Source organism: Rhizobium sp. SG2393 (assembly GCF_042610495.1).
Lineage (GTDB): Bacteria > Pseudomonadota > Alphaproteobacteria > Rhizobiales > Rhizobiaceae > RU20A.
This window is the reverse complement of the sequence record NZ_JBHGAP010000001.1, coordinates 434303-446916: the sequence shown is the minus strand read 5'-3', so window position 1 is coordinate 446916 and position 12614 is coordinate 434303. Positions and strand designations below refer to the sequence as shown.

Below are 12614 nucleotides of genomic sequence, written 5' to 3'. Positions count from 1 at the left end.
GACTACTGTCCGAGGAGCAGCGCACCGACCGGCCGCGCCTGCCCTGCGTAAAGATAAGTCTCAGCGACCGCAAGCAACAAGGCCGCAAAACACGCGAAAACAAGGCCATCCACGCGGTCCATCACGCCACCGTGACCGGGAATGAGATGGCTGGAATCCTTGACCCCGAACCGGCGCTTGATGAAAGATTCGAAGAGATCCCCGACCTGGCTGGCACAGGACAGCGCCAGCGCCAGAAGAGCGATTCGCACGCTGAAGGTCGAGAAGTAGGAAAGGTAGACCGCCACACCGCCGACGATGCCGAAGAACGCGCCGCCGATCGCGCCGGACCAGGTCTTGCCGGGGGAGATGCGCGGCGCAAGTTTCGGGCCGCCGATGGCGCGTCCGACGAAGTAGGCCAGGATATCCGTCGACCAGACGACGGCAAAGACGAACAGCATGGCGACGAGGCCAACGGCCGTATCCCCGCGAATCGCTGCGAGCGCCACGGCCGTCAGGCCGGAATAGAGGACGCCGCCGGTCAGCCAATGGCTACGGCCGCGCGCCTGAGCCCACGCCCCGGCCAGCAGGACGAAGGCCAGGAGTGTCACCAGCGTCGTCTCGAGGTCGGCGAGGAGAACCGTTGCGCCTGTCGCGGCGACGGCTAGCCAGCCAAGCGCCCTGCCCTCCGGGTCGGTTTCGCCAAGGCGCGTCATGCGCGACCATTCGAAAAAGACGAGAAGCCCGATCAGGACAGCAAGGACCGCGAATGCCGTCGCGCCATACCAGGTGGCAGACAGGACGAGCACGGCGAGCACGATACCGGAAAGGATGCGAAGCTTGAGTTCCTGGGACATTACGAACCGACCGCCAGCGACGGGGCTGTCACGCCGCCAAACCGGCGTTCGCGTCGCTGGAAGCGCTCGATCGCATGAATCAGGGTTTCGCGGGTAAAATCGGGCCACAATTCCGGCAGGAACATAAGTTCCGAATAGGCGGCCTGCCACAGCAGGAAGTTCGAGAGCCGCTCCTCGCCGCTCGTGCGCAGGATAAGGTCGGGATCGGGAATACCCGACGTATCGAGGCTGGCGGAAACGCGTGCCGGCGTGATGTCGTCCGGCGACATGGTACCGGCTGCCACTTCCGCTGCAAGCCGGCGCATGGCGCGGACCATCTCGTCGCGGGCACCGTAGTTGAAGGCGATCAGCAGCGTGATCCCGGTATTGTTTCGGGTCGTTTCTTCCGCCTCCAGAAGCAGCGGCATGATATCGCCGCGCAGGTTGGTGCGGTCGCCGATGATGCGGATGCGGACGTTTTCGCGGTGGAGTTCAGCCAGATCGCGCCGGATGAAGGCCTTCAGGAGGCCCATGAGGTCGTTGACCTCGGCCTCCGGCCGCGACCAGTTTTCCGAGGAAAAGGCATAAAGCGTGAGATAGCTGATGCCGAGGTCGCCGGCCGCGCGCACCGTTTCGCGCACGGCCTCCACGCCCTTGCGATGCCCCATGGAGCGCGGCAGGCCCCGGGCCTTCGCCCAACGCCCGTTGCCATCCATGATGATGGCAACATGCTTCGGCGGGCAGATCATGTGACGGTCGGACATCGGATGCCTTGGCTTTGGACTCAGATCGTGGCCTGTAGCCTAGACCTGCATGATTTCCTTTTCCTTGTCGGCGAGCAAGCGGTCGACTTCGGAAATCGTTTCGTCCGTCATCTTCTGAACTTTTTCCGAAAGGCTGCGGCTTTCGTCCTGCCCGATGTCGCCGTCCTTCTCCGCCTTTTTCAGAGCGTCCATGCCGTCGCGGCGCACGTGGCGCACGGCAACCTTGCTCTTTTCGGCGTAATCATGGGCGAGCTTGACGAGCGAGCGGCGGCGCTCTTCGTTGAGTTCGGGCAGCGGAATGCGCAGGTTCTGGCCGTCCACGATCGGGTTCAGCCCAAGATTGGACTCGCGGATGGCGCTGTCGACCGCCCGGACCATGCCCTTGTCCCAGATGGACACGGCCAGCATGCGGGGCTCGGGCACGGAGATGTTGGCAACCTGGTTCAGCGGCATGCGCGAACCATAGGCCTCGACCGTCACCGTATCGAGAATGTTCGGCGAGGCGCGGCCGGTGCGCAGCGACGCGACGTCGTTCTTGAATGCCGAAACGGCGCCGTCCATGCGGCGCTTGATTTCCTTGAGATCGATATCCTGGCTCATATCCTGCACTCCCTGTCGGTCATGGCGGGCCGTGAAACCGGCCAGCCTCTCTCCGGTCCTGTAATTGATTGTCTCAGTTGTCGGTCACGATGGTGGCGCGACCGCCGCCGGTCAAGATTTCCGCGAAACCACCCTTCTCGTGGATGGAGAAGACGATGATCGGAATGGCGTTTTCACGCGCCAGCGCCACCGCGGCAACGTCCATGACGGCAAGGCCCTTTTCCAGCACTTCGCTGTGGGTCAGGCGATCGAAGCGCGTGGCATCCGGCACTTTCTTGGGGTCTGCCGAATAGATGCCGTCCACCTGCGTGCCCTTGAAGATCGCCTCGGCACCCATTTCGGCCGCGCGCAGCGCTGCGGCGCTATCGGTGGTGAAGAAGGGATTGCCGGTGCCGCCGGCGAAGATGACCACGCGACCGAGGCCGAGATGATAAAGCGTGGCGCGCTGCGAGAAGCTTTCGCAGATCTCCGGCATGGCAATCGCCGAGAGAACGACGGTATCGATGTCCAGCTTGCGCAGGGAGGTCGCGAGCGCCAGCGCGTTGATGACGGTGGCGAGCATGCCCATGTGGTCGCCGGTCACGCGGTCACCGCCCTTGGACGCAACGGCAACGCCCCGGAAGATATTGCCGCCGCCGACGACGACGCCGACCTCGACGCCCATGGCGCGCGCTTCGGCAATATCGGAGGCGATCCTGTCGGCCACGGCAACATCGATACCGAAGCCCTGGCTGCCCATCAGCGCCTCACCGGAAGCCTTCAGCAGCACGCGCTTGTAGAGAGGTTTGCCCGCCATGGTAACTCCTTGAATGAAAACGCGCCGAGCGCCGAAACTTAAAAGTCGATCGGCCGGCGCGGTCGCACCCGAGGGGTTCCGGGCGGCCAGCGCGACCGGAGCGGGACACAGGCTGCATCCGCTCCGAAAATGCCCGATACACGAAGGGCACCGCGTTGTCACGCGATGCCCTCTGCATTTCCGTAAAGATGAAGGGGAAATCAGCCCTTGGCGACAGCAGCCACTTCGGCTGCGAAGTCGGAGGCTTCCTTCTCGACGCCTTCGCCGAGCAGCAGGCGAGCCATGCCCTTGACGGCGATCGGCGCGCCAACGGTCTTTTCGGCTTCCTTGATGGCAGCTTCAACCGTCAGGTCGGGGTTGATGACGAAAGCCTGCGAGAGAAGGGCGACTTCCTCGAAGAACTTGCGCATGCGGCCTTCCACCATCTTCTCGATGATGTTGTCCGGCTTGCCCGAGGCGCGGGACTGCTCGATGAACACGTTGCGCTCGCGCTCGGCGACAGCGGCATCGACTTCGTCAGCGCGCACGGCCAGCGGGTTGGTGGCGGCGATGTGCATGGCAACCTGGCGGCCGATGGCGTTCAGCGCATCCTTGTCGCCGGTCGATTCGAGCGCGACGAGAACGCCGAGCTTGCCGAGGCCGTCGGCAACGGCATTGTGGATGTACGTCGCGACGACGCCGTCGGTGACGGAGAGCGACGCGGCACGGCGCAGCGTCATGTTCTCGCCGATGGTGGCGATTGCGTCGGTGATGGTGTCGTGAACCGACTTGCCGGTCGCCGGATACTGGGCAGCGCTGATGGCTTCGACGGAACCGTCGGTGGAGAGCGCAACCTGGGCGACGCCGCGGACGAGGTCCTGGAAGGCATCGTTACGGGCAACGAAGTCGGTTTCGGAGTTGATTTCGACGACAACGGCCTTGGTGCCGGCCGAAGCGACGCCGATGAGGCCTTCGGCAGCCGTGCGGCCCGACTTCTTGTCGGCCTTGGCGATGCCCTTGGCGCGCAGCCAGTCGATGGCGGCTTCCATGTCGCCATTGGTCTCGGCGAGTGCCTTCTTGCAATCCATCATGCCTGCGCCGGTCTTTTCGCGCAGTTCCTTCACGAGAGCAGCAGTGATTTCAGCCATTGTGTGCCTCTTTAGACTGTTGGGCGGCCGTACGATGCGTGTCGGCTGCCGGAAGAGAGTGAGCCGGGATTTGCCCGGTCTGTATGACGGCGTGATGACCGAGTGTCCCACACCTGCCGCGCTTGGCGTCCGCTGGCGGCTCGCCGCGGCGGTGCCGTCGCTTACAAAAAGCGGAAGGCCGTTCACCCTTCTCGGACGCAAACGGCCTTCCGACACATGATCAGGTTCGTGAGAACCCGAGCTATCAGGCCTCGGCGGCTTCTTCGAGAGCCGGCTCGATCGGGGCTTCGGCGGAGGCGCCGATATCGCGACCAGAGGCGCCCTGCTGGCGAGCGATGCCGTCGATGGCAGCGCGCGAGATCAGGTCGCAGTAAAGAGCGATGGCGCGCGAGGCGTCGTCATTGCCCGGGATCGGGTAGTCGATCAGGTCCGGATCGCAGTTCGAGTCGATGATAGCAACGACCGGGATGCCCAGGCGCTTGGCTTCTTCGATCGCGATCTTTTCCTTGTTCGTGTCGATGATGAACATCAGGTCCGGAACGCCGCCCATATCGCGGATACCGCCCAGCGCACGCGACAGCTTTTCGCGTTCGCGCTCGAGGTTCAGGCGTTCCTTCTTGGAGTAGCCCGAGCCTTCGGAAGCCAGGATCTCGTCGAGCTTGCGCAGGCGCTGGATCGAGTTGGAGATCGTCTTCCAGTTGGTCATCATGCCGCCGAGCCAGCGGGCGTTGACGTAGTACTGGGCCGAACGCTTTGCAGCGTCAGCAATGATTTCCGAAGCCTGGCGCTTGGTGCCGACGAAAAGAACGCGGCCGCCCGAAGCGACGGTGTCGGACACGACCTGCAGAGCGCGGCTCAGCATCGGAACCGTCTGGGCGAGGTCGATGATGTGGACGTTGTTGCGGTCGCCGAAGATGTACGGCTTCATCTTCGGGTTCCAGCGGTGGGTCTGGTGGCCGAAGTGAACACCAGCTTCCAGAAGCTGGCGCATGCTGAAATCAGGCAATGCCATGCCTTTTTCTCCTTTTCCGGTTGAACCTCCGCGGGGCGAACAGCCCAGGCAACCGCCCGAGCCACCGGCGGAACCCGACGGATTTCTCCCGTCAGACCCCATGCCCTACGTGTGGAATGGCGTGGCCCCTAAAGGATAAGAGCCGCAAAAGCAAGAGGTGCCGGCAAATTTGGTCTATTTGCACTCGGCCAGCTTGAAGACTTCGAGGTCGGCGAGCTTGCCCGACAGCACGAAGTCACCGTAGTCCATCGTCAGATCGCGGATGATGCCGTTGTCGTAGAGCTTGAACGACATGCGGTAGAGCGGCAGGCCATCGCCGGCCTTGTCGTCGTTGTAGTAGGCGATGGTCACCGGCCAGTATTCGGCTTCGGCAAACTGCCCGGCCTTGGCGGCGTCGGGCTCGCCGGCCACCGGCTTGGTGCGCTTTCCGACCATCGTGGTGGTCAGGAGCGTGCGATCCCCCGAATCGGAGCCGTCGAAGATGCGCGATTCGAAGAAGGTGTCGCCGCGGCGGGCGTGATCGAGCACGTCCAGCATGTGCTCGGTGGGGAAGCGGCTTTCCGCCAGATCGACTTCCTTCTTGTCCGGCGCGCTCAGTTCGACCCGCACACCGTCCTTGTCGTCATGGGCGAGCCCGCGCACTTCCTTGTCCAGCTGCTCGTCGGTGAAGGAGCGGCTGAGGAAGCGGAAATTGCCGTTCTTCAGGTCTTCGAAGGTGGTGGTCTGGAGGTCCGTCATCCGGCTGTCTTCGCCCGTGTCCACCTTGGTGACGAAGCGGAAGGACACGGTATAGCCCTCGCAGGCCGAGCCGTTGAATTCGTAGACCATGCGGCCATACATGCCGGAAATGCCGGAACGTTCCGAGGCATCCTTGAGTTCGAGGTCGTAGACGGCGCGGTGCGGCATGAGCAGGCCGGAGGCTTGCGCTGCGGCTGGGCGTGCCGGCATGACATAGCCGAGCGTGGCACACGTGAGCGCTGCGACGATCGATGTCCGCAACATCGGTTTCCTCCTGTCGTCCGGGCAAGGGATGCGCTAAGACCATCACCTGACTCCCTGACGGGAGGCAAGGTTCCGGCAAACGCAGCCGTCAAAGCGCCTGCATGCCGGATTTCCGATAAAATGACAACATCTCTGGAGCACCCCATGTCCGATGTGATCGATGCCCTTCTCGCCGAACTCGGGATCACGCTGCCCGTGGCCGCAGCGCCGGCCGCCAATTACGTGCCGTGGGTCATCAGTGGTTCGCACCTCTACATCTCCGGACAGCTGCCGATGGAAGACGGCAAGATCGCGGTGACCGGCCATCTCGGCCGCGACGTCAGCGTCGCGGAAGGCCAGCGGGCGGCGGAACTGTGCGCCATCAACATTCTCTCGCAGGCCAAGGCGGCGCTCGGCGGCGATCTCGGCCGTGTGCGCCGCGTCGTCAAGCTCAACGGTTTCGTTGCTTCGGACCCGGCCTTCATCGAACAGCATCTCGTCATCAACGGCGCGTCGAACCTGATCGCCAAGGTGCTCGGCGATGCCGGCAAGCATGCACGTGCGGCGGTCGGCATGGCCTCGCTTCCCTTCAATGCCGCCGTCGAGATCGACGCCGTCATCGAAATCGCCTGAGGCACTCATGCGCGACATTTCCTGGCTGAAGGCGCAGCCGATTGCGCATCGCGGCTATCACGACCTGAACCGGACGGTGTGGGAAAACACGCTGTCTGCGGCACGGCGCGCGGTCGAGAAGGGCTTCGCGATCGAATGCGACCTGCACTACACGGCCGACAGCGTGCCGGTGGTCTTCCACGATGACGACCTGCAGCGGCTTTGCGGCATCAGGGGCGACGTCAGGGCCCGCACGGCCGGCGAACTCGGCCTGCTGTCGATCGGTGGCACGACGGACAAGGTGCCGACGCTGCGCCAGCTTCTGAAAACGGTGGGCGGCAAGGTGCCGCTTGTCATCGAGCTCAAGGGCCGCGAGGGCGACGACGAAGGCTTTGCCGAATCGGTGCTCGACGAGCTGGAAGGCTACAAGGGGCAAGTCGCGCTGATGAGCTTCGACCACTGGCTGCTCAAGGACCTGAAGGCTCTCGGCGCGCCCTACCCGCTCGGCCTGACCGCCGAAGGATCGAGCCCGGAGACCTTCTTCGTCCACGAGGAAGCCATGCAGCTCGGCCTGGATTTCATCTCCTATTTCTACGGCGATCTGCCCAACAGCTTCATCAGCAAGGAAAAGACCCTTGGCCGCACCATCATCACCTGGACGGTGAGGGATGAAAACGCCATGCGCCATACCTATCTCCATGCCGACCAGATGACGTTCGAGGGTTTCGACCCGACGGAGATGCCGACCGCGTGACAGAGGGCGATCTTACGCTGCATGTCGAAACGAGCTTCGCGGAGATCCGCGAGGCGGAGTGGCAGACACTCGCCGGTGCGCGGCCGGGCGCGCCCGGCTACAACCCTTTCATCTCGCACGCTTTTCTATCTGCGCTGGAAGAGTCTGGCTCGGCGGATGCCGACACCGGCTGGCTTGGACAGCATCTCATGCTGAGGGATGGCGACGGGCAGCTGATCGGGGCGCTGCCCTGCTATCTGAAATCCCACAGCCAGGGCGAATATGTCTTCGACCACGCCTGGGCAGATGCCTTCCAGCGTGCCGGCGGGCGCTACTATCCGAAGCTCCAGTCCTGCGTGCCGTTCACGCCAGCCACGGGCCCTCGCCTTCTTTCGCGGTCAGCAGACGGCGCGGATGCGCAGGTCGTGCGCCTTTCGCTCGCCGAGGGGCTGAAGACGCTGGCGGATCGGCTCAAAGTCTCGTCCGCCCACACGACCTTCTTGCCCGAGGCGGAGATGGCGGCGTTCGAGGCAGCCGGCTATCTGCATCGCACCGACCAGCAGTTTCACTTCACCAATGACGGCTATGGCTGTCACGACGACTTTCTCGCGACCCTTGCCTCGCGCAAGCGCAAGGGCCTGAAGCGGGAGCGCCGCGACGCGGTTGCAAACGGCATCACCATCGACTGGCTGACCGGGCGTGATCTCACCGAGGAGATCTGGGACCAGTTCTACGCCTTCTACATGGATACCGGCAGCCGCAAATGGGGCCGGCCATACCTCACACGGTCCTTCTATTCGCTGATCGGCGAGCGCATGGCCGACGACATCCTTCTCGTCATGGCGAAGCGCGGCGGGCGCTACATTGCCGGGGCCATCAACTTCATCGGAGCCGATGCGCTTTATGGCCGCCATTGGGGCTGTATCGAGGATCACCCCTTCCTGCATTTCGAGGTCTGCTATCACCAGGCCATCGACTTTGCGATCGACCGCAAGCTGAACCGCGTCGAAGCGGGCGCCCAGGGCGAGCACAAGCTGGCCCGCGGCTATATGCCCGTCACCACCCATTCCGCCCACCACATCGCCCATCCGGGCCTGCGCCGTGCCGTAGCCGATTATCTGGAGCGCGAGCGGCGCGAGGTGGAGGCGGTTTCCGACATGCTTTCCGAGCACGGACCCTTCCGGCGCGGCGAGCGCGAACAGGACTGAAAGCAAGGACAACACCCATGGCAGACCACGACTACGACGACGGCAATATCTTCGCGAAGATTCTCCGGGGCGAGATCCCCTGCCACAAGGTCTACGAGACCGACGATGTGCTGGCCTTCATGGATGTGATGCCGCAGGCGGAGGGCCACTTGCTCGTCATCCCCAAGACGCCGTCTCGCAACATTCTCGATGCGACCGACGCGACGCTGGCGCCGCTGATCGCGGCCGTCCGCAAGCTTTCGGTGGCGGCCAAGGAGGCCTTCGAGGCGGACGGAATCACCATCATGCAGTTCAACGAGGCGCCGGCCGGACAGTCGGTCTTCCACCTGCATTTCCACGTCATTCCGCGCAAGGACGGGATTGCGCTTTCGCCCCATAGCGGCCGGATGGCCGACAATGCCGTTCTCGCCGCCCATGCCGAGAAAGTGCGTCAGGCGCTTTGAGCCGAGCTGAGGCTCAAACCCATCTTGCTGCCAGGATCGGTGATTCCGCCGTGACAGCCGTCACGCGGCGCAACACAGAGCGTGCCACGAAATAGGCGAGCGCGAAGACCGCCATGCCACCGGCGATGTCCACGAGATGGTGCCCGCCCTGGGCCAGCGTTGCCGGCAGCATGACGAGGTTCAGCGCGTAGAGGGTGGCCCTTGCCGGCCACCAGCGCGGCGCAAAGACGACAGCGAGGCAAGCCATGACGATGTGGAAGGAGGGAAAGGCGATGAGACCCATCATTTCCCTGGGATTGATGATGGACGGTCCTTCCGCGGCGAGTCTGAGCAGTTCGCGGCCGTAGGCCGGCGTGACCGCAAGAGGAATGGAGGCCTCGACCCAGTCCGGCAAGGTCGCGTAGGCCTTGGCGCCGAAACTCGGGAAGCAGGCCCAGAAGATGATCGACAGGAGTGCCGCCGTCATGCCCGTCAACATCAGATGGTGCAGGCGCTCGATCCGGTCGCTAAATGCCCACCAGGCGTGAATGAAGATCAACTGGACGAGCGACGTGCCGTAGACGATGTTGAGGGCAATGCCCAGCCAGGGATGCCGTGCCGTTGCCGTGACGAACGTCGCCCAGTCATATCCGAGAGCCGCATCGATACGGATGAGCAGCGGATCGATCGGCGCCAGCGGATTGGGCAGGAAAACGTAGTTGAACGTCGCGCCGGCCAGCGTAAAGAGGATGAACAGCCCAACGGCCATGAGGACATGCGCCAGCCGCTTGTCGCGTTCGCAGAAGCGGTAGATCTGCGCCAGCATGACGAGCCCGCAGCCGCAGGTGAGGCAAAGAAGCATGGACCCGAGGTCGAAACCGACACCGCGCGCGGCAAGAACGGCGCAACTGACGACCAGCAGACTGGCGGTCATCACTAGGATCACACGTTCGATCGGCAAGAGAAGCACAACCCAGCCCCTTCCCTTTTGACGTCCTCTGTCGATCGGTACGTGTCACGCAGCCGTCACAGGCACGCCATCCTGCAAGCACCAAGGGGTCGCAGCCCAGCCCCGGGCAACGAGACCCCCGCCATCTGATGCTTGCAGCGTGCAAAAGAGAATCTAAGAAAATGCGAAAGAATGATGGTTAGATTTCGCGCGAATATGGCAGTGACTTGTTTACCATAGCGCCGAGATCCTCAGCTTTCTCATTCTCTGCAATATCGAGTAATGGAGGCAATCGCTGATCGCAGTGCCTTGCCGCGCGTTATCATCCGATCCCTGCGCGAGACGCGGCGCTAAAGCTGGCGCGAGGCCAGCCGGCCGTCAAACCGAGGTCTAAGGGTCTGCGTCACGACGATGAGGCGTTCGGCGCACATGCGGGCTACCAGAAAGACGGCGATGCCCCCGCCAATGTCGACAAGATGATGTCCGCCCTGCACGAGAACGGCCGGAAACATGAGCAGGTTCAAACCGTAGAAGAACAGGCGGAGCGGCAGGACGCGCGGCGCGAAGGCCAGCGACATGCATGCCATCACCGTATGGAATGATGGAAAGGCTATCAGCCCGATCATCTGGCTGGGATCAATGACATCAGGGCCGTCTGCAGCGATACGGAGCAGCTCGCGCCCATATGCAGTTCCGCCAGCAACGGGAATTGTCTGCTCGACCCATCCCGGCAAATTTGCGTAGCTCAGTGCTCCAAAGCTTGGGAACAGGACCCAAATGACCATTGCGAACGCAAATGCGATCATTCCCGACAGCATCATCAAGTGAAGTTGCGTCGCGTCACCGCGAAAGCCGAACCAGCAGTTCAGGAACACAAGCTGCAACAGGGAACTTGAGTAGACGAAGAACAGGACATGCCCGATCCAGGGATGAGTCGCTGCAAAGGTGACGGTGGTCGCCCAGTCGTAGCCAAGCATGGCGTCGATGCGGATCAGGAATGGATCGATCGGCGGAAAGGCGATGGGCAGAAAGACGTAGTTGAAGATGCTGCCGGCCAGCGTGAAAAGGATGAAGAGGCCGGTCGAGACCGCGGCAAGCGCAATCCTGTCAGAGCGGCCGGAGACCCGATAGAAAAGGCCGATCGCAATCGGCACCGCACCGGCGATGAGACATGCACCGATCCTGTCCAGGGCGAAGGCAACCCCGTCGAGCCACAGCACGAAGCAGCTGCCACAAAACAGCAGCGTGATGACGATCAAAATCCATCGTTCCAACGGCAGGAAGAGCATTGCCGAATTCCAAACCCCTCGCGGTGCACGCTGACCATGCCAAGATGCCGTGAAGGCGCTTAAGGAAGCTTGAATGTAGGCTCGGGTCGGCCTGATCCCCCGTCAGAACCCCAGCCACCACAGCCCGAGCGCGAGAGTGGCGATTGCCGTCGCGATTCCGACCGGCGGGCGGCGACCGAAGGCGAAGAAAGCGGCGGCACCGGCGGCGATCGCCCCCACACGCAGCCATGCCGGTGAGTGCTCCAGCGTTCCCGTCGGGAAAAGGATGAGCTTCGCGACGACGGCGGCCACCAGTGCGGTGGCGACAGCGCGCACCCAATTGAGCGCTTCGGAGGTTTCGTCAAGGCGATTTCCGGCGACGACGCCGAGCCAGCGCCAGATGTCGGTCGCGAGAAAGCCGGCAATGGCAATGAACACGAAACCCCACCAATTGTCCGCCCACGTCCAACTCATGCTTCGCCCTCCGGTTCTGTCGTCCTTGTCGGCAGTCCAGCGGCGAGCTTGCGTCCCTCCCGCTGCCGCATCGCCCGTTCGATCGCCCAGGCGATCGTCCCGCCACCGATGCCGGTGATGAGGATATCGATCTCGGGCGCAAGCAACGTGGCGACAGGGCCCATGATCAGGCCGACGACGAGCGCGACGTGGATGACACGCTGGCGCGCGGAGGCCCAGATGGAGGCCAGGAAGTAGACCGGCGTCAGGAAGAAGAGGCAGCCGGCAAGGATCGGCGGAAAGGTGACGACGAGATTGTAGACGATGCCGACAAGGATCATGTTGGCGAGGACCAGCGTGATGCCGAGGCCGGCGCAGAAAACCACGCGCCGCTCCCGCGGAACCTCCGGCACGCGTTGCATGGCATAGACCCAGGCCGTGATCGCGACCGTATGGGAAAGGGCGAGCAGACTGAGCGTGCGGGTCTTCTCCCCCCGGATTTCGGGCACGAGGGCAGCCACCATCGGCATCATGCGGATCGAGGAGAGTGTCACGGCCAGGAAGGCGGCGGCGATGTTGGCACCGCTCGCGATGGAACTGACGAGGATCATTTTGGCCGGAAGCGCCCAGACGATACCCACCATGAAGACCACCTGGTCACGGGGCATTCCCGTCTCGACGCAGAAGGCGGCAAAGCCGACGAAGGACAGCATCAGGATGATGCCCGGAAGGCTGAACAGGCCGGCCGCACCGCGGAAGAACCAGTATCCCGGCGAACCGTCCCTCGTCTCTGTCGTCATGTCACCGGTCTCATTTGCGGTGCGATCCGCATGGGCGCGCCGTCACGCTGCTGGTATCGCTTCGATCCTGTGCC

General features: G+C 63.2%; 15 protein-coding genes. 4 read left to right on the top strand and 11 right to left on the bottom strand.

What is annotated here, in order from left to right; translation table 11 throughout:
• Positions 1-2: 2 nt before the first annotated feature.
• The 7 genes from ACED18_RS02180 to ACED18_RS02150 all read right to left on the bottom strand — a co-directional run bounded on the left by ACED18_RS02180 (position 3) and on the right by ACED18_RS02150 (position 6116).
• The gene (locus tag ACED18_RS02180; protein ID WP_377288563.1) at positions 3-836 is read right to left on the bottom strand and encodes a phosphatidate cytidylyltransferase; all 834 of its coding nucleotides are present in this window, start codon (positions 834-836) and stop codon (positions 3-5) included.
• Positions 836-1579 (bottom strand): isoprenyl transferase, encoded by a 744-nt coding sequence (locus tag ACED18_RS02175; protein ID WP_377288561.1) that lies wholly within the window; start codon positions 1577-1579, stop codon positions 836-838. The genes ACED18_RS02180 and ACED18_RS02175 overlap by 1 nt, the downstream gene beginning before the upstream one ends.
• A gap of 39 nt (positions 1580-1618) precedes the next feature.
• The gene (gene frr / locus ACED18_RS02170) at positions 1619-2179 is read right to left on the bottom strand and encodes a ribosome recycling factor (RefSeq protein WP_377288559.1); all 561 of its coding nucleotides are present in this window, start codon (positions 2177-2179) and stop codon (positions 1619-1621) included.
• A gap of 73 nt (positions 2180-2252) precedes the next feature.
• Positions 2253-2975, bottom strand: a complete 723-nt coding sequence (gene pyrH / locus ACED18_RS02165) for a UMP kinase (protein WP_377288557.1) — start codon at positions 2973-2975, stop codon at positions 2253-2255.
• 200 nt (positions 2976-3175) lie between these two features.
• Entirely contained in the window at positions 3176-4102 is a 927-nt protein-coding gene (gene tsf, locus ACED18_RS02160; RefSeq protein WP_377288555.1) for a translation elongation factor Ts, read from the bottom strand.
• 244 nt (positions 4103-4346) lie between these two features.
• Complete coding sequence (gene rpsB / locus ACED18_RS02155; RefSeq protein WP_377288553.1) at positions 4347-5114, bottom strand: 30S ribosomal protein S2; 768 nt, start codon at positions 5112-5114, stop codon at positions 4347-4349.
• A 174-nt stretch (positions 5115-5288) separates the two neighbouring features.
• The gene (locus tag ACED18_RS02150) at positions 5289-6116 is read right to left on the bottom strand and encodes a cell envelope integrity EipB family protein (protein ID WP_377288551.1); all 828 of its coding nucleotides are present in this window, start codon (positions 6114-6116) and stop codon (positions 5289-5291) included.
• A 144-nt stretch (positions 6117-6260) separates the two neighbouring features.
• Here ACED18_RS02150 and ACED18_RS02145 point away from each other — a divergent pair, with 144 nt between their 5' ends.
• From ACED18_RS02145 to ACED18_RS02130, 4 genes are read left to right on the top strand one after another with little or no spacing between them, the layout of a single operon-like run.
• Positions 6261-6728: a RidA family protein gene (locus ACED18_RS02145; RefSeq protein WP_377288549.1), complete on the top strand. Its 468-nt coding sequence runs from the start codon at positions 6261-6263 to the stop codon at positions 6726-6728.
• A 7-nt stretch (positions 6729-6735) separates the two neighbouring features.
• Complete coding sequence (locus ACED18_RS02140; RefSeq protein ID WP_377288547.1) at positions 6736-7461, top strand: glycerophosphodiester phosphodiesterase; 726 nt, start codon at positions 6736-6738, stop codon at positions 7459-7461.
• Positions 7458-8648, top strand: coding sequence for a GNAT family N-acetyltransferase (locus ACED18_RS02135; RefSeq protein ID WP_377288545.1), 1191 nt, complete (start codon positions 7458-7460; stop codon positions 8646-8648). The genes ACED18_RS02140 and ACED18_RS02135 overlap by 4 nt, the downstream gene beginning before the upstream one ends.
• 17 nt (positions 8649-8665) lie before the next feature.
• Positions 8666-9091 (top strand): HIT family protein, encoded by a 426-nt coding sequence (locus tag ACED18_RS02130; RefSeq protein ID WP_377288543.1) that lies wholly within the window; start codon positions 8666-8668, stop codon positions 9089-9091.
• Positions 9092-9104: 13 nt separating this feature from the next.
• Here the strand turns inward: ACED18_RS02130 and ACED18_RS02125 are convergent, their stop codons facing one another.
• From ACED18_RS02125 to ACED18_RS02110, 4 genes are all read right to left on the bottom strand, one after another.
• The gene (locus tag ACED18_RS02125; RefSeq protein ID WP_377288541.1) at positions 9105-10004 is read right to left on the bottom strand and encodes a phosphatase PAP2 family protein; all 900 of its coding nucleotides are present in this window, start codon (positions 10002-10004) and stop codon (positions 9105-9107) included.
• A gap of 365 nt (positions 10005-10369) precedes the next feature.
• Entirely contained in the window at positions 10370-11308 is a 939-nt protein-coding gene (locus ACED18_RS02120; protein ID WP_377288539.1) for a phosphatase PAP2 family protein, read from the bottom strand.
• Between the two features lie 102 nt (positions 11309-11410).
• A complete protein-coding gene (locus ACED18_RS02115) occupies positions 11411-11761 on the bottom strand; it encodes an AzlD domain-containing protein (protein WP_377288537.1) in 351 nt (116 codons plus the stop codon).
• Positions 11758-12540, bottom strand: coding sequence for an AzlC family ABC transporter permease (locus ACED18_RS02110; protein ID WP_377288535.1), 783 nt, complete (start codon positions 12538-12540; stop codon positions 11758-11760). Before ACED18_RS02110 ends, ACED18_RS02115 begins: the two co-directional genes overlap by 4 nt.
• Positions 12541-12614: the final 74 nt, after the last annotated feature.